Origin of the sequence: Micromonospora globbae (assembly GCF_003610785.1) — a bacterium.
GTDB lineage: Bacteria > Actinomycetota > Actinomycetes > Mycobacteriales > Micromonosporaceae > Micromonospora > Micromonospora globbae.
Map to the genome: position 1 here is coordinate 119,750 of NZ_RAQQ01000005.1, position 16,024 is coordinate 135,773.

At 72.8% G+C, this 16,024-nt stretch carries 19 protein-coding genes; 8 read left to right on the forward strand and 11 right to left on the reverse strand.

All coding sequences use genetic code 11. The annotated features are described in order from the left end of the window. The first annotated feature begins 49 nt into the window (after positions 1-49). Positions 50-2,527, forward strand: coding sequence for a helicase-associated domain-containing protein (locus tag D7I43_RS08540; RefSeq protein ID WP_120327876.1), 2,478 nt, complete (start codon positions 50-52; stop codon positions 2,525-2,527). Positions 2,528-2,639: 112 nt separating this feature from the next. Here D7I43_RS08540 and D7I43_RS08545 read toward each other — a convergent pair whose 3' ends face one another. Next, positions 2,640-2,870: a hypothetical protein gene (locus D7I43_RS08545; RefSeq protein ID WP_120327877.1), complete on the reverse strand. Its 231-nt coding sequence runs from the start codon at positions 2,868-2,870 to the stop codon at positions 2,640-2,642. Positions 2,871-2,957: 87 nt separating this feature from the next. After that, positions 2,958-3,848 carry a L,D-transpeptidase family protein gene (locus tag D7I43_RS08550; protein WP_120327878.1) on the reverse strand — a complete coding sequence of 297 codons (891 nt, stop codon included), beginning with the start codon at positions 3,846-3,848 and terminating at the stop codon, positions 2,958-2,960. 179 nt (positions 3,849-4,027) lie between these two features. Here D7I43_RS08550 and D7I43_RS08555 point away from each other — a divergent pair, with 179 nt between their 5' ends. Beyond that, positions 4,028-5,707 carry a DNA repair helicase XPB gene (locus tag D7I43_RS08555; RefSeq protein ID WP_120327879.1) on the forward strand — a complete coding sequence of 560 codons (1,680 nt, stop codon included), beginning with the start codon at positions 4,028-4,030 and terminating at the stop codon, positions 5,705-5,707. Positions 5,708-5,867: 160 nt separating this feature from the next. Here D7I43_RS08555 and D7I43_RS08560 read toward each other — a convergent pair whose 3' ends face one another. Further along, complete coding sequence (locus tag D7I43_RS08560; protein WP_192902106.1) at positions 5,868-6,095, reverse strand: winged helix-turn-helix domain-containing protein; 228 nt, start codon at positions 6,093-6,095, stop codon at positions 5,868-5,870. Between the two features lie 358 nt (positions 6,096-6,453). On the opposite strand from D7I43_RS08560, the gene D7I43_RS08565 reads away from it, so the two are divergent. Both D7I43_RS08565 and D7I43_RS08570 read left to right on the forward strand, forming a co-directional pair. Next, a complete protein-coding gene (locus tag D7I43_RS08565) occupies positions 6,454-6,732 on the forward strand; it encodes a DivIVA domain-containing protein (protein WP_120327881.1) in 279 nt (92 codons plus the stop codon). Beyond that, positions 6,729-6,995 (forward strand): hypothetical protein, encoded by a 267-nt coding sequence (locus D7I43_RS08570; RefSeq protein ID WP_120327882.1) that lies wholly within the window; start codon positions 6,729-6,731, stop codon positions 6,993-6,995. The genes D7I43_RS08565 and D7I43_RS08570 overlap by 4 nt, the downstream gene beginning before the upstream one ends. A gap of 89 nt (positions 6,996-7,084) precedes the next feature. Here D7I43_RS08570 and D7I43_RS08575 read toward each other — a convergent pair whose 3' ends face one another. Continuing rightward, the gene (locus D7I43_RS08575) at positions 7,085-8,047 is read right to left on the reverse strand and encodes a zinc metalloprotease (protein WP_120327883.1); all 963 of its coding nucleotides are present in this window, start codon (positions 8,045-8,047) and stop codon (positions 7,085-7,087) included. Between the two features lie 401 nt (positions 8,048-8,448). On the opposite strand from D7I43_RS08575, the gene D7I43_RS08580 reads away from it, so the two are divergent. The 3 genes from D7I43_RS08580 (at position 8,449) to D7I43_RS32720 (ending at position 9,399) form a co-directional block, all read left to right on the forward strand. Continuing rightward, on the forward strand, positions 8,449-8,640 hold the full coding sequence (locus tag D7I43_RS08580) for a type II toxin-antitoxin system HicA family toxin (protein ID WP_120327884.1): 192 nt from the start codon (positions 8,449-8,451) through the stop codon (positions 8,638-8,640). A 12-nt stretch (positions 8,641-8,652) separates the two neighbouring features. Beyond that, positions 8,653-9,093 (forward strand): type II toxin-antitoxin system HicB family antitoxin, encoded by a 441-nt coding sequence (locus D7I43_RS08585; RefSeq protein ID WP_120327885.1) that lies wholly within the window; start codon positions 8,653-8,655, stop codon positions 9,091-9,093. Positions 9,094-9,240: 147 nt separating this feature from the next. Beyond that, positions 9,241-9,399: a hypothetical protein gene (locus D7I43_RS32720; RefSeq protein ID WP_158610084.1), complete on the forward strand. Its 159-nt coding sequence runs from the start codon at positions 9,241-9,243 to the stop codon at positions 9,397-9,399. Between the two features lie 3 nt (positions 9,400-9,402). Here D7I43_RS32720 and D7I43_RS08590 read toward each other — a convergent pair whose 3' ends face one another. The 6 genes from D7I43_RS08590 to ligD (D7I43_RS08615) form a co-directional block, all read right to left on the reverse strand. After that, positions 9,403-10,248, reverse strand: a complete 846-nt coding sequence (locus D7I43_RS08590) for a patatin-like phospholipase family protein (protein ID WP_120327886.1) — start codon at positions 10,246-10,248, stop codon at positions 9,403-9,405. A 114-nt stretch (positions 10,249-10,362) separates the two neighbouring features. Further along, positions 10,363-11,118 (reverse strand): TIGR03089 family protein, encoded by a 756-nt coding sequence (locus D7I43_RS08595; protein WP_120327887.1) that lies wholly within the window; start codon positions 11,116-11,118, stop codon positions 10,363-10,365. Positions 11,119-11,179: 61 nt separating this feature from the next. Beyond that, positions 11,180-11,533 (reverse strand): TetR-like C-terminal domain-containing protein, encoded by a 354-nt coding sequence (locus D7I43_RS08600; RefSeq protein WP_120327888.1) that lies wholly within the window; start codon positions 11,531-11,533, stop codon positions 11,180-11,182. Positions 11,534-11,585: 52 nt separating this feature from the next. Beyond that, the gene (locus tag D7I43_RS08605; RefSeq protein WP_120327889.1) at positions 11,586-12,455 is read right to left on the reverse strand and encodes a GNAT family N-acetyltransferase; all 870 of its coding nucleotides are present in this window, start codon (positions 12,453-12,455) and stop codon (positions 11,586-11,588) included. 71 nt (positions 12,456-12,526) lie between these two features. Continuing rightward, positions 12,527-13,441: a non-homologous end-joining DNA ligase gene (ligD, locus tag D7I43_RS08610; RefSeq protein ID WP_120327890.1), complete on the reverse strand. Its 915-nt coding sequence runs from the start codon at positions 13,439-13,441 to the stop codon at positions 12,527-12,529. Then, on the reverse strand, positions 13,431-14,372 hold the full coding sequence (ligD, locus tag D7I43_RS08615) for a non-homologous end-joining DNA ligase (protein ID WP_120327891.1): 942 nt from the start codon (positions 14,370-14,372) through the stop codon (positions 13,431-13,433). Before ligD (D7I43_RS08615) ends, ligD (D7I43_RS08610) begins: the two co-directional genes overlap by 11 nt. 84 nt (positions 14,373-14,456) lie before the next feature. On the opposite strand from ligD (D7I43_RS08615), the gene ku reads away from it, so the two are divergent. Then, positions 14,457-15,485, forward strand: coding sequence for a non-homologous end joining protein Ku (gene ku, locus D7I43_RS08620; protein ID WP_120327892.1), 1,029 nt, complete (start codon positions 14,457-14,459; stop codon positions 15,483-15,485). Between the two features lie 51 nt (positions 15,486-15,536). On the opposite strand, the gene D7I43_RS08625 is transcribed toward ku, so the two are convergent. Continuing rightward, a complete protein-coding gene (locus D7I43_RS08625; protein WP_120327893.1) occupies positions 15,537-15,929 on the reverse strand; it encodes a PPOX class F420-dependent oxidoreductase in 393 nt (130 codons plus the stop codon). Between the last annotated feature and the right edge of the window lie 95 nt (positions 15,930-16,024).

Below are 16,024 nucleotides of genomic sequence, written 5' to 3' on the forward strand. Positions count from 1 at the left end.
GACGTCCGAGGGGCGGGACCACCCCGCGCCGGGCTAGCGTGGAACGACGATGACCACCTCACTCGCCGACCACCTGCGGTCGCTGCCCGACGAGTCCCTGGCCGCGCTCCTCCAGCTGCGGCCGGACCTCGTCGTACCCGTGCCGGCCGACGTCTCCGCGCTCGCCACCCGGGCGCAGTCCCGCGTGTCGGTGGCCCGGGCGCTGGACGGGCTGGACCAGTTCACCCTCCAGATCCTGGACGCGGCCCGGCTCACCCGGGACCCGGCCGACGGCACGACCTCCACCGAGGCGGTTCTCGCCATGGCGACGGCCGGTCCGCGACCGCCCGCGCCGACCACCGTCCGGGGCGCGGTCGACCGACTGCGCGCGCTCTTCCTGCTGTACGGACCGGAGAACGCGCTCACCGTGGTGGCGAGCGTCGACGAGGTGTCCCCGTACCCGGCGGGGCTGGGACGGCCGGCCGCGGAGCTGGACCCGCGCACGGCCGCGCTCTGCGCGGACCCGGCGAAACTGCGGCGGACGCTGCTCGCCGCGCCGCCCTCGGCGCGGGCCATCCTGGACCGGCTGGCGGCCGGACCGCCGGTCGGCAGCGTGCCGCCCGGCGCGTTGCAGGCGCCGCCCGTCGGCGAGGAGGACGCGCTGCCGCCCGACCCGGTCAACGGCGGCGCGCCGACCGGTTCCCCGGTGCGCTGGCTCGTGGAGCACCGGCTGCTCGTGCCGATCTCGGCGGGGAGGTCCGGCTCGACGGGCACCGTCGAGCTGCCCCGCGAGATCGGGCTGCTGCTGCGCCGGGACAGCGGGCCGCTCGGGCCGCTGCGGACCAGCCCGCCGCCCGTGGCCTCCGCACCCCGCGAGCCCAAGGCGGTCGACTCGGCCGGGGCCGGGCAGACCATGGAGGTCGTACGGCACACCGAGGGGCTTCTCGAACAGCTGACCGCCGAACCGGCGCCGGTGCTCCGCTCCGGGGGCATCGGCGTACGCGACCTGCGTCGCCTGGCCCGGACCGCCGGTCTGGACGAGCCGACCGCGGCGCTGCTGCTCGAGGTGGCGTACGCGGCCGGGTTCCTCGGCGAGCTGGAGCTGCCCAGCGCGAGCGGCCGGTACGGCGCCGACCAGCAAGTGCTGCCGACCGCGGGTTACGAGGTGTGGCGGTCCGCCTCGCTGGCCCAGCGCTGGGAACAGCTCGCCCGGGCGTGGCTCACGATGACCCGGCAGGTGGGGCTGGTCGGCCAGCGTGACGACCGGGACCGGCCCATCACGGTGCTCTCGCCCGAGGCGGAACGCGCGGGGGCGCCCGCCGCCCGGCGCGCGGTGCTCGGGGTGCTCGCCGACCTGGAGCCGGCGACCGCGCCGACCCCGGACGAGGTGCTGGAACTGCTCGACTGGCGCTCGCCGCGGCGCAGTCGCGGCCGGGAGGCGGCGCACCGGGAGGTGCTCGCCGAGGCCGCCCAGCTCGGGGTCACCGGGCTGGGTGCGCTCACCTCGTACGGGCGGCTGCTGCTGGCCGACGTGACCGACGCGGACGACCACCCGGAGGACCCGCTCGGGCTGCACGCCGACGCCGACAGCGAGGAGCCGTCGACGGCGGCGCGGGCCCTCGACGCGTTGCTGCCCGCCCCCGTGGACCACTTCCTCGTGCAGGCGGACCTGACGGTGGTGGTGCCGGGCCCACCCGACCCGACGCTCGCCGCCGAACTGGACGCGGTGGCCGAGCCCGAGTCGGCGGGCGGGGCGAGCGTGCACCGGGTCACCACGGCGAGCGTCCGCCGGGCGCTGGACGCCGGCTACACGGCGGACGACCTGCACGCGCTGTTCCGGCGGCGGTCCCGGACCCCGGTGCCGCAGTCGCTCACGTACCTCGTGGACGACGTGGCGCGCAAGCACGGCGGCCTGCGGGCCGGCTCGGCCGGGGCGTACCTGCGCAGCGACGACGAGGCGCTGCTCGCCGAGGTCTTCGCCGACCGGCGGTTGGAGTCGCTGTCGCTGCGCCGGCTCGCGCCGACGGTGCTGGCCACGCCGTACCAGGTGGGGCGGCTGCTCGGGGCGCTGCGCGACGCCGGGTACGCCCCGGTGCCGGAGGACGCGAGCGGGGCGGCCGTGCTGTCCCGGCCGAGGGTCCGGCGGGCGCCGGCCCGGGTGTCGGTGGCGACCCGCACGCTGGACCCGCTGGCCGCGCCGAAGGTGCCGATGCCCCGGCTGCTCGGGGTCGTCGAGCAGATCCGGGGGGGCGACGCGGCGGCGCGGGCGGCACGGCGGGCTCCGGCCGCGGTCCGGGGCGGCGGGCGGGGCGCCACCGGGCCGGTGCCGGTGCAGGGCCACGCGGACGCCCTGGCGGTGCTCCAGCAGGCGGTACGCGACCGGGCGCTGGTCTGGGTCGGTTACGTCGACGCGCACGGGGCGACGGCGTCCCGACTCGTCAAGCCGGTCTCGATCGGGGCCGGCTACCTGCGGGCCGAGGACGAGCGGACGGAGATGCTGCACACCTTCGCCCTGCACCGCATCACCGCAGCAGTCCTGGCGGACTGACCCCGCACGCCCCGCAGGGACACCCGTCGATCTTGCACTTTCCGCCCTCGTTCTGCGGCTTTTATCCGCTATGTCGGGGCAGGAAGTGCAAGATCGCGGAGGAGGGGTGGGGTCAGCGGCGGCTGCGGCGTACGGTGCCGACGATCGAGACGACCAGCAGCAGCGTGAACGCGGTGCCGGCCGTCTCGCCGAGCGAGCTGACGAAGCCCTGTTGCAGCACTAGCCACCCGAAGAGGAACCAGCCGAACAGCAGCACCGCGGCGACCAGGTACGCGACCACGGTCCCCGTGGACACCTCGTCGGCCCGGTCGCCCTCGCCCATCACCTCACGGTCGACCGTCATGACCGCCTCCCCGTCCGGTGCGACGCCGGATGTCCAGCTTGGCACCGGCGCCGCCCGAGTGACAGGGGTGAAAACCCCGACGCCGCCTCAGGTGCCGGGACGCCGACCGACCAGCACCACCTTGCTGCCGACCTTGCCCAGCTCCCAGTAGCGGACGGCGTCGGCGTGCAGCAGGTTCACGCAGCCGTGCGAGCCGATCGACTTGTCGTGCAGGTACGTGGTGGTCTCGTGGAAGCCCATGCCCTGGGTGAAGTGCTGCCAGTAGGGCAGCCAGACCTCGTACGGGTCGGACCACTCCTTGATGTTGCGGTAGTTGATCCGGAAGGTGCCGGCGGGCGTCCGGTAGCCGGCCATCCCCGTCCGGGTCACCGTGGGCTTCACGATCACCTTGCCGTTGCGCATCACCCAGGTGGTCTGCCGGGTCAGGTCGACGCAGAACGTCAGCCCGGAACCGGCCTTGCAGCGGCTCGTGTCGGTGGTGGCGAGGCGCTTCGCCACGTCGTACGTCGTCGGCCCGGCGCGGCCCTGGGGCGGGCGGATGTCGTACCGCTTCTGGAACTTCTTGATGGCGGCGCAGTCGGCGGCCGACTGCCGGCCGTCGACGGTCACCCGGCCGAAGCCGCCGAGCTGCGCGAGGTACGTCTCCACGGCGCGCTGGTGCTCGCCCTGCGGGCAGCCGGCCGGCTTGGTGCTCGTGCTGTCGGGCGTCGGCGCGGTGCGCGTCGGCTTCGGCTTCGTCGCCCGGCTCGGCGTCGGCTTCGCGGGCGTCGGCGTGGTGGGCTTCGGCTTCGGTGCGGCGGCGCGCTGGTCCGGCCCGGGCGTACCGTTCGCCCCCGTTACCGTCTCCGCAGCGCCGACCGGGGCGGCTCTCCCGCCCCCACTCCCGCCGGCTTGCGGATCGAACGCACACGCACCGGCGCCGACCAGCGTGACCACCGCCAGGGCGACCAGCCGGGAGGTGATCCGGAGATGTCTCATGGGGCCTCCCGAGGGCAGCGGTCTCGCTGTTAGACGCATGGGGGTACGGGCATGGTTGCGCCCGATGCCCAATTTTTCTGCCGGCGTTCGGCCGCGTGCAACACTGGATGGTCGGCCTGCGGTGGGTCAGCCGCCGCCGACCGGGCACTCGACGGGCTCATCCGAGAGAGGACGCTGGCGTGAGCGGTGGACCACTGATCGTGCAGTCGGACAAGACCCTGCTGCTGGAGATCGACCACCCCGACGCGCAGGCGTGCCGGATGGCCATCGCCCCGTTCGCCGAGCTGGAACGCTCCCCGGAGCACGTGCACACCTACCGGTTGACCCCGCTCGGCCTGTGGAACGCCCGGGCCGCCGGGCACGACGCCGAGGGCGTCGTCGACGCGCTCATCAAGTACTCCCGCTACCCGGTGCCGCACGCGCTGCTGGTCGACGTGGCCGAGACGATGGACCGGTACGGCCGGCTCCAGCTCGTCAACGACCCGGTGCACGGCCTGGTGTTGCGGGCACTGGACCGGGTGGTGCTGGTCGAGGTCGCCAAGAGCAAGAAGCTCGCCGGCATGCTCGGCGCGAAGATCGACGACGACACGATCGCCGTGCACCCGTCCGAGCGGGGGCGGCTCAAGCAGGCGCTGCTGAAGCTCGGCTGGCCGGCCGAGGACCTGGCCGGGTACGTGGACGGCGAGGCACACCCCATCGAGCTGGCCGAGGCCGGCAAGGACGGCCGGAAGCCGTGGACGCTGCGGTCGTACCAGCGGGAGGCCGTCGAGGCGTTCTGGGCCGGCGGCTCCGGCGTGGTGGTGCTGCCCTGCGGCGCCGGCAAGACGCTGGTCGGCGCGGCGGCGATGGCCGAGGCGAAGGCCACCACCCTGATCCTCGTGACGAACACGGTGGCGGGCCGGCAGTGGAAGCGCGAGCTGGTCGCCCGCACCTCCCTCACGGAGGACGAGATCGGCGAGTACTCGGGCGAGCGCAAGGAGATCCGCCCGGTCACCATCGCCACGTACCAGGTGCTGACGTCGCGGCGCGGCGGCGCGTTCACCCACCTCGACCTGTTCGGGGCCCGCGACTGGGGCCTGGTCATCTACGACGAGGTGCACCTGCTGCCCGCGCCGATCTTCCGGTTCACCGCGGACCTCCAGGCCCGCCGCCGGCTCGGCCTCACCGCCACGCTGGTCCGGGAGGACGGCCGCGAGGGCGACGTGTTCAGCCTGATCGGCCCGAAGCGGTACGACGCGCCGTGGAAGGACATCGAGGCGCAGGGCTGGATCGCGCCGGCCGAGTGCACCGAGGTACGCGTGACGCTGACCGACGCGGAGCGCATGGCGTACGCGACGGCGGAGGCCGAGGAGCGCTACCGGATGGCGTCGACCGCCCGGACGAAGCTGCCCGTGGTCAAGGCGCTGGTCGACCGGCACCCGGACGAGCAGGTGCTGGTAATCGGCGGGTACATCGACCAGCTGCACCAGCTCGGCGAGTACCTGGACGCGCCCATCGTGCAGGGCTCCACGACGAACAAGGAGCGGGAGCGGCTGTTCGACGCGTTCCGCTCCGGTGAGGTGCGCACGCTGGTCATCTCGAAGGTCGGCAACTTCTCCATCGACCTGCCCGAGGCGGCCGTGGCCATCCAGGTGTCGGGCACGTTCGGGTCGCGCCAGGAGGAGGCGCAGCGGCTCGGGCGGGTGCTGCGCCCGAAGGCGGACGGCCGGCAGGCGCACTTCTACACGGTGGTGTCGCGGGACACGATCGACACCGAGTACGCGGCGCACCGGCAACGCTTCCTGGCCGAGCAGGGGTACGCGTACACGATCGTCGACGCCGACGACGTCCTCGGCCCGACGCTGCCGTCGTTCGACTGAGGCGGCGAGCCCTCAGTTCGCGCCGTCCTCGGTTCACGCCGCCCTCGGTGAGCGGTTGCTCCGGGTGTTCGCTTCAGAGCTGATGTCGTCAGCGATTCAACCGGCCGCCGGCTGATCAGATATCCCGAGCTTCCGCTGGACGCGCTGAGCGCGACGCGGGTCAGCGCCGGGTGGACTCAGCGACGAACACGCCTCGACCCGGGCGGCCGACCAGCACGCCCTGCCCTCGCAGCTTCGCCACTGCACGGTGGATAGTCGACACCGATACGTCGTAGTGGTCGGACAGCTCCTGAGTGGACGGGATCTGTGACCCGGGCTGGAACTCGCCCACCTCGATCCGCCTCAGCAGATCCTTGATCAACTCGTCCATGGTCGGCGGAATCGGCACGTGAGGGCCCCTTGCAGTCGGTTGGCCCTCCCAGTATCGAGCACTAGGTGAGAGAGCAGCAATAACTGGAATAGGGGCGGTAGGCACAGCGCGAGCCAGATTCGATAGGTAAGAGAGCGTTGACAGAGGTGAGAGGTATCGGTAGCGTCGCTCTCGGTGATGCGGTGCCGCTGCGGTCGGTTGGCGCCTCTCGTACCGGTCTCGCATCGCCGCCGAGACCTCAACCCTCCGCGCTCCCCCGGCGCGGCCCTGCCGCCGCACCATCACACCGTCGCGGCAGGGCGGAGCGGCCTCCGCCGGCCACCACCGGCGGAGGCCGCTCCCACCACATGACGTGTAGGACGAAGGGCGGTCACCCGTGCGCAACCTGATCCGTCGGCTGGCGGGCCGGCGCCAGGAACCACGCTTCACAAGCGTCCCGGCACCTCTGCGGCCCTGGCACATCCGTGAGCGGCACTTCAACGTCCGGCGGCGCGGCCTCGATCCGGTCGAGATCCGCGCCTTCCTGCACCAGGTGGCCGACGAACTCACCGTCGCGCAGACCGCACTGGCCGCCGTGCAGGAGGAGAACGTACGCATCAAGAACGCCCTGCGCGCCTGGCAGAGCGCCCAGTCGGCGAACCGCCGCTACCGATGAGCGACCGTTGGGTGATCCACGTGCCGGTCGCCGCGCCCGACCTGGTTCGCGCGCGGATCTTCGCCCGGACCGCCGCGCGGGTGCTGGCCCGGCTCAGCGTACGGGTCGAGCCGGGCGGGGTCACCGTGTCGGCCGAGGACCAGCAGGGCGTACGCCACTGGGTCTTCTGCGACCGCCCACTGCCCGGCGGCGCGCGGTGTGCCCTGCCGGTCGACCACACCGCGCCCTGCTCGCGGCGCGCGCCCTGGCGCGACCGGGCCTGAGTGGGTCCACGACGGCGGTACCGACCGGCGGGCACAAGGAAGGGGTTGACGGCCGCCGTGCCGCGGCCCGTCAACCCCGCGATCCTTGGTCAGCTCTTGCCGCCGCCGGCCCGGAAGGCGACCCAGGCGTCGCTCATCCGGTCCGCCTGGCCCGGCGTGAACATGTTCATGCACGAGTCCTGCGTGTAGTCCATGAAGTTGTGGATCGGGTCCAGCCCGGGCGCGGTGCAGGTGTCCGCCCCCACCGGGCAGTCGAACTGCGGGTGCGCCTCGCGCGGCGTGTCCGCGACGAAGTCACCGGACGCGGAGCACCCGTGCGCGAAGGTGTGCTCCAGCATCAGCCAGTGCCCGACCTCGTGGGTGAGGGTGTCACCCAGGGAGTACTTGCCGGCCGTGCCGCCCGGCATCGACTCGTCGAGCATCACCACGCCGTCGATGTAGTCGCGGCCGTTGTTGTAGCCCTTCGGGAAGTACGCCCAGCCGAGCAGCCCGCCGCCGATGTTCGCCGCGTACACGTTCAGGGTGCGGGCGTCGCCGGTGTACAGCGCCTTCTTCATGTCCCGCTCGTTCTTGCCCGGCACGACCGTGTACCAGTCGCTGTTCACCGTCCACGTGGTGTCGACCAGCTCGAAGCGGAACGGCGTGTCGGAGGCGTCCGGCGCGGTACGGCCGGCAAACGAGTCGTTCAGCACCTCCATCTGGTCCGCGATCATCGTCTTCCACCGGGCCGTCTCGGCCGCGGTGAGCGGGTGGTCGGAGATCATGTGGAAGACCGTGGGCACGGTGACGCTGCCGTTGGGCAGGCGCGGCGAGTCCTTGATGACCCCGTACGCGTTCGCCTCGTTCTTGGAGTACAGCTCCGGCTCCTGCGCGGTGGCGCCCTCGGCGACGCGGGCCGCGCTGTGCGCGTCGGCGCCCGGCTCACACGCCGCGACGCCCGGGGAGACGGGCGCGGGGGCCGCGGCCACCGCACCGTAGGCGCCACCGGACGCCAGGAACGTCGCGGCGGAGGCGGTGAGGACCGCCAGTCGGAAGATCGGTCTCCTGTGCATCGGTGCACCTTTCAGGGAATGGAGAGCGGTGCGGAATCGACGCGGGGTTGCCATGACCAGATGTCGATGGCGTCGTCTTCCCGGTATGAGAACACGTCCGGCGGCACGACAACAGGCCCCCTGAGCAGGGCTCTTGCCGGTGTAACAGCATGCGGCGCGGGAGCGCTACTACAGAGGCGCTCGGGACGATCAGGTGCGTCATCAGCGCGTACATCGACCAACTGCACCGGCTCCGCGAGTGCCTGGCCGCCCGCACCGTGCAGGGTTCCACCACGAAGAAGCCAGCGGGGCAATCCACCCCGGCAGATCGTCTCGCGTTGCCGTAAGAGCTGACGCCGGAACACCAGGCAGTTAAGTCTAGGGGGCTCTACTTATCGAATCTAGTAGACTAGACTACGGGCGTGAAGCGGGTCGATCTGATCAACAAGATCAACAAGGCTGCTGCCGATGCTGGCGTGACCTTTGAGAAGGTGCGCGAGGGCGGCAGCCACACGATCTACAGATTCGGCTCGCAGAACGTGGTCATCCCTCGACACAAGGAGATCAACGAACTGACGGCGCGGGGTATCCTGCGCAGCCTGGGCTTGAGGTAAGGGGGGTCGTTGATGAAGTACACCGCGCGGTGCGTCCGATCGGGCGCGTGGTGGGCGATCAGCGTGCCGGAGATCAAGGGCGTCTTCTCTCAGGCTCGCCGTCTTGACCAGGTTGAGGGGATGGCACGTGAAGCCATCGCCCTCATGCTCGATGTCGACCCGCAGAGCTTCGACGTTGAGGTGCAGCCCGACCTGCCGCAAGAGGTGACCCGCGCTCGCAAGGCCCGCAGCGCCCTCCGCAAGGCCGAGGAAACCGCCGAAGAGGCGACGGTCACCGCAGCACGCGCGCTACTCGCCAAGGGCTACACGGTCCGCGACGCCGGCGCGCTTCTCGGCATCTCTCCGCAGCGCGTGTCACAGCTGGTGCCGCGGAAGGCTGCCGGGCATGCCGGGAAGCTGAGCAAGGGCGGGAGAGCCGCGCTGAAACAGGAACAGGAGACGGCCGCCGCTTGATGCGACCCCTGCGGCGCAGATTCCTGTTCGCCGACCTGGCGTTCTCCCGACAGGCCCGTGTCCTCCTGACGTGCCGTCTTTCGACTGGCTGGACCGTCGATGGAGCGCCGGGAGCATCGTGTCGTACCCGGCTGGGAGCCTGGGGCCATGGCGACGTCGAAGCAGCCGGTGACCGTGCCGGCCCAGGCGAGTGTCGACGAGTTCCTCGCGGCCGTCCCCGACGACCGTCGGCGGGCCGCGCTACGCGAACTCATCGACCGCACGGTGCGGGTGCACAAGGGCGTCGACCGGGCCGGCGAGCGGTAGCCGTCAGCCCCACAGGGCGGCGACCGCGTCCGCGTGCGCCCTGCCGACCGCCCGGCCCGCCTCGGCGGACGGCGCCCGGGTCGCGGGCGACAGCGCGTTGGCGCCGAACGCGTCCACGGACGCCTGGTCGGCGCTGACCACGTGGACCCTGGCCGGCGCGAGCGCGGCGATCTCGTCGTCGAGGCTGCCCCACGGCTGCGGCGTGCCCTCCAGGACGGGCTGGATGACGAGCACCCGTTCGGCGCCCGCGGCCAGGTCGGCGTTCGTCATGGACCGCACCCCGCCGTCGACGTAACGGCGGTCACCGATCGCGACGGGCGGCCAGATGCCGGGCACCGCGCAGCTCGCGGCCACCGCGTCGCGCAGGCTCACGCCGGACCGGCGGGTGAAGATCGCGACCTCGCCGGTCTCCGCGTCGACGGCCGGCAGGCGTACGTCCCGTCCCGGCCACTCCTTCACCGGGAGCCGGGCGTCGATCGCGCCGAGCCGTACGGCCGGCTCCACGGTCTTCGCGGCCAACGCGAGCGCGCCCAGCCGACGGCGCGCCTCCTGCGGGTCGGACACGCCGCCGAGCACCGCGCCGTACTCGGCGAACAGCTTCTCCGTGTCGACGTCGACCTCGATCTCGGCGGTCTCGGGGCGCAGCTGCGCCGCGTACAGCTCGTCCAGCGGGACGCCGCTGGTGATCTGCGCGGCCACGGCCGAGCCCGCGGAGGTGCCCACGACCAGGTCGGCGGCGATGACGCGCTCGGCGAGCGCGCGATCCGCGTCGGCGATTCCCCGCAGGACGCCCAGTTCCCAGGCGATGCCGGCCACCCCGCCGCCGGCCAGCACGAGTGCGCTGCTCATGCCGTCAGCCTTCCACCGTGACGAGCGTCCAGGAAGATCACGATCGTGTGACCTGCGCGTCGTGACCGCCCGTCCACCCCGTCCACACTGGCCCGCCCGTCGGGCCTGCCCGGCCTACAGCACCCGGGTGACCTGCTCGGCGGCGATCCGGGTGTCGAGCGTCGACCGGTCGAGGTTCGCGCACACCACCACGGACGCGCCGACGGAGAGCGGGGCGAGCAGCCACTTCAGCGGCTGCTCGTGCTCGGCGGCGTCGACCAGCAGCCGGTCACCGGCGCGCAGGTCCCACATCTGGGCCATCTCCCGCGCGAGCCCGCCCCACTCGCCGTACGTGGTGCCGTCCGGGGTCGCCGCGTCGGACGAGCGGATGGCCGTGTAGTGGGGGACGGCATCGCCGTGCCGGAGCACCTCGGTGGACCAGTCCAACCAGCCCACCGGCACGCCGGCCAGCGGCCCGGGCTTCGTGCCGACGAGGTAGCGGTGCGTCCCGTCCGGCACGTCCTCCAGCCAGTCGTCGAGGCGTTCCGGGGTCACGAACACCGCGTCGTACGGCATGTCGCCACCCGGCTCCAGCACCGCCAGCCCGGCGGTGGCCCGCGGCCGGAACGACACCGCCAGGCCGAGCGACCAGGCGCCCAGCAGCACGGCGGCCGTACGCCAGTGTGGCGGCAACAGCACGGCGACCCGGTCGCCGGCGGCCAGCCGGCAGCCGTCCCGCAGCAGTCCGGCGCTGCGCGCCGCCCACTCACCGAGCTGGTGCGCGGTCAGGTCGACCCGCTCCCCGGTCGCGTCGTCGAGATAGGTGAACAGCGCGCGGTCGACCTCGCGCGGCGCGTGGGCCGCCACGGTCACGGGGGTGCTGGCGGTCATCGGGCGTTCCTCCCTGCCGGTCCGTCCCACCATAGTCACCGGCGCGCCGGCCGGTGTGCAGTCACCGGGCGCGGCAGACGAGGTCCACGAGGAGCGCCAACCGCCGCTGCTGCTCCGCACGCCGGAGCCGCCCACTGCGCATCAGCGTCACGAGGCCGTGCAGGCCGGCCCAGAAGGTCTCGGTGAACGTCTCCAGGTCGTCGTCGCCGGCGAACGGCCGCAGGGTCTCGGTCAGCTCGGCGAACCCCCGGGCCAGGTCGACCGGGGTCTCCTGACTGGCGAACCGCAGGTCGACGTTGAGGGTGAACATCGCGTCGTAGAGCGCGGGCCGCCGCTCGGCGAACGCCGAGTAGGCCGCCGCGACGCCGGCCACCGCCTGTCCCTCGTCGCTGACCCGCTCCGGACTGCCGACCACGCCGCGGCCGGGAGTCCGTCGACTGTGGTCGCGCGGTCCGTCGCCGACGGCGTCAGGGGTGGCGCAGCAGGTAGCGGGCGCGGCGGCCCGCGTCGGCGAAGCCCAACCGGCGGTACAGGGCGGCCGCGGGGTTGTCGTCGTTCACGCAGAGCCAGGCGTCCCGCGCCCCGTCGGTGGCCAGCGACCGGAGGGCGCCCGCCACGAGGTACGCCCCGAGCCGCCGGCCCCGCCACGCCGGGACGACGCCGACCTGGTCGATCCAGTTGTCGATGACGTTGACGAACCCGACGGCCGTGCCGTCGGGGCCGCGCGCGATGAGCGACAGGTCCGGCCGGTACCCGTCGTCGTCGCGCAGGTCGCCCAGCCACTCGCCGGCGTCCCGCTCCTCGAAGCCGGGCCGGTCGGCGAAGGACGCCCGGTAGGTGGCTAACAGCTCCGGCCCGGCCTCCCAGGTCACCGGCTCGGTGCGGACGCCGGCGGGCGTCGCCACGTCGGGGAGGGCGGCGAGGTCGTGCCGCAGCACCCACTCGACGAACGTGCGGTCGAAGCCGCGCCCGGTGAGCAGCGCCTCCCCGGCCGGGCTCCACGTCTCGGTGGTCACCAGCAGGTCGGCGTCGCCGGCCTGCTCGCCGGCCCAGCTCAGCAGCCGTCCGCCGAGGCCCCGCCCGCGCCAGTCGGGGTGCACGACACCGGTCGCGGTGGCCGGCCGGCGGTCGGTCCCGACGCCGACGGCCGCCACCGGTACGCCGTCGTGCCAGGCGGCGAGCGTACGGCTCTGGAGCAGCCGCGCCCGCAGCAGCCGCGGCGTGGCGAACAGCGGCAGCCCTCCGTCGGCGGCGAGGCACGCCTCGGCCAGCGTGGTGAGCGCCGGGAGGTCGTCCTCGCCGCACGCGCTCCAGGTGAGGGTGTCGATGGTGTCCACCGTCGTCCTTCGTCCGGGGGCCGGGTCCGGCGCACAGTAGGCGTCGCGACCGGCGGCGGTGTCAACCGGATTCAGGGGTTGGGCAGCTCGGGACCGCCGTCGAGGATCGGGGCGAGCAGGTCGCCGGACTTCGCCACCCGCCTGAGCACCTCGTCGGCCGTGTACGGCTTCGTGGCGGGCCGCTTCCCGGCCGCGCCCGCCTCCACCTCGTCCCAGGTCAGCGGCGTCGACACCGACGGCACCGACTGGGCCCGCAGCGAGTACGGCGCGACCGTCGTCTTCGCCGCGTTGTTCTGGCTCCAGTCGATGAAGACCTTGCCGGGCCGCAGGTTCTTGGCCATCTTCGACACGACCAGCTTCGGGTGGGCCCGCTCCAGCTCCTGCGCGATCCGCTTGGCGTACGCGGAGACGTCGTCGGAGGACTGGGTGCCGGCGATCGGGCAGCAGAGCTGCATCCCCTTCTTGCCGGACGTCTTCGGGTAGCTGTCGATGCCGTCGGCGGCCAGCCGGTCCCGCATCAGCAGCGCCACCTGGCAGCACTGCCTCAGCGCGGCCGGGGCCCCCGGGTCGAGGTCGACCACCATCATGTCGGGGTGCTCGCCGACCTTCCACTGCGGCGTGTGCAGCTCCAGCGCCGCGAGGTTGGCGAGCCACACGAGGGTGGGCAGGTCGTCGGCCACCACGTAGTCGATCGTCTCCCGCCCCTTGCTCGACCCGGGCGCGGGCAGGTTCTCCGTACGCACCCAGTCCGGCGTGGCCGCCGGGGCGTTCTTCTCGAAGAACGAGCCCCCGTCGACGCCGTTCGGGTAGCGGATCCGGGTCAGCGCCCGGTCCCGCAGGTGCGGCAGGAGCACCGGGGCGATCCGGGTGTAGTAGTCGATCACCTCGCCCTTGGTGAACCCGGCGGCCGGGTAGAGCACCTTGTCCAGGTTGGACAGCTCCAGCGAGCGGCCCTCGACGTCCACCCGGAACCGGTCAGCCGGCATCGTCGACCTCCTCGGGCGGTTTGTCCGGTCGCAGCCGCAGCACCCGGGGGAACCGCAGCCGCCCGTCCGGCGTGCGCTGGCCGTACTTCACCTCCACCACGACCCGGGGTGTTACCCAGATCGCGCCCCGGGCATCCTCGCGCGGCACGTCCCCGGCGAACGGGGAGGCCGGCGCTCGCAGCGGCTCCAGCTCGGCGAGGAGCTGGCGCTCGATGGCCGCGCCGATCCCGCCGCCGACCCGGCCCCGGTAGGTCAGCCGGCCGTCGGGGCGGGGCACCCCGACCAGCAGCCCACCGATCTTCCGCGCGCCCGGCCGCCACCCGCCGACCACGAAGTCGCCGGTCACCTCGAGCTTGACCTTCACCCAGTCGGGCGAGCGCACGCCGGGCCGGTAGACCGACCCGAGCCGCTTGGCCATCACCCCCTCCAGGCCGTTCTCGCCGGCGGCCGCGTAGGTGGCCCGGCCGTCGGCGAAGGTCGGGGGTACGGCCCACCGCGCGCCGCCCAGGCCGAGGCCGTCGAGGGCCTCGCGCCGGCGTTCGTACGGCCAGCCGGTCAGGTCGTCGCCGTCGAGGCGGAGCAGGTCGAAGATCATGTACGTGACGGGGATGACCGCCGCGAGCCGGGCGGCCTTGTTCCGGTCCCGCACGTGCATCCGCTCGGCGAGCGCCGTGAACGAGGGCTGCCCGGTCTCGCCGAGGAGCACCACCTCCCCGTCGAGCAGCGCGTCGTCCACCTGGTCGCGGAGGGTGGCGAGTTCCGGGTACGCCGCGGTGATCTCCACGCCCGACCGCGCGTACAGATGCTGCTGGCCGCCGGAGATGTCGGCGAGCGCGCGCACGCCGTCCCACTTGAACTCGTACGCCCAGCCGTCACCCGCCGGGAGCTGCCCGGTCGTCGCGAGCATCGGCTTCACAGGCGCGCCGGGCACCTCCTGACTGTAGTTCGCGGCGGAAGTCCTCGCGCCCGCTTCGATCCTTTGCGATCCTGATCTGTACCGGGGAGAGGAGCCGACATGCGGGCCATCTGGAAGGGAGCGGTCTCGTTCGGGCTGGTCTCGATCGCGGTCAAGCTCTACTCGGCCACCGAGGAGAAGGACATCCGCTTCCACCAGGTGCACCGGGAGGACGGCGGACGGATCCGCTACAAGCGCACCTGCTCGGTCTGCGGCGAGGAGGTGAGCTACGACGACATCGCCAAGGGGTACGACATCGGCGGCGGCGAGATGGTGATCCTCACCGACGAGGACTTCGCCGAGCTGCCGCTGAGCACGTCGCACGCGATCGACGTGCTGGAGTTCGTACCGGCCGAGCAGGTCGACCCGATCCTCTACAACAAGGCCTACTTCCTCGAACCGGAGGGCACGGCCACCAAGCCGTACGTCCTGCTGCGCGACGCGCTGCTCGACTCCGAGCGGGTGGCCATCGTGAAGGTGGCGCTGCGCCAGCGCGAACAGCTCGCCACGCTGCGCGTACGCGAGGGCGTGCTGCTGCTCAACACCATGCTGTGGCCCGACGAGGTGCGCAAACCCGACTTCGGCTTCCTCGACGAGGACCTCAAGGTGCGCCCGCCCGAGCTGGCCATGGCCAGTTCCCTGATCGACTCGATGACCGGCGACTTCGAGCCGGACGCGTTCACCGACGACTACCGGGCCGCGTTGCAGGAGGTCATCGACGCGAAGGTCGAGGGCCGTGAGGTCGTCCAGCCGGAGGAGGTCGAGGAGGCCCCGCCCGCGGCCGTCGACCTCATGGCCGCGCTGAAGGCGTCCGTGGAGCGGGCCCGGGCGGCCCGCGGCGAGCCGGCGGGCGGGGGCGCCGCCGAGCCGACCCCGATCTCGGCGGCCCGGTCGGCGCAGAAGAAGGCGGCCGAGAAGAAGGCCACCGCGGAGAAGAAGGCCGCGAAGGCGCCCGCGAAGAAGGCCGCCGAGAAGAAGGCCGCGCCCAAGAAGACGGCGGCCAAGAAGGCCGCCCCGAAGAAGGCCGCCGAGAAGAAGACCACCGAGAAGAAGGCCGCGCCGAAGAAGGCCGCCCGCAAGACCGCCTGAGGGCGGCCTCCTCGCGTACGCGGTGGTGGCCGGTCGCCTCGCCGGGCCGGCTCAGCCCCGGCCGAGCTTCTGCGTCGGCGTGACCCGGACGATCACCCGCACCTCGCCGGGCCGCCGGAACGGGTAGGTGTCCTGGCCGAGGTACTTCTTCGCGAGCTGGTCGATGTGCGCGTCGGCGCCCTCCGTCACCAGTTCGGCGGTGCCCTTCACCCACAGCGTGCGGAAGTCGTCCGCCCGGTCGGAAACCGAGATCGACACCCGCGGGTCGCGCCGCAGGTTCTCGTACTTCACCCGGCCGGCGACGGTGTTGAACAGGATGTGCTCGCCGTCGGTGTCGATCCAGACGGGCGTGACGTGCGGACTGCCGTCCTCCTCGATGGTGGCCACGTGGGCGAGCTGCGGCTCGCGCAGCAGCGCGAGGTCTTCGTCGGTGAGGATCTGCATGGCCGGAATCTACCGGGACGTCCGGGCGCCGTGCCCGGTTCCCCGCCCGGTCCGTGTTTGCCTTGACGTCGGCGGCAAGGTCTAGCGTTCGGCGT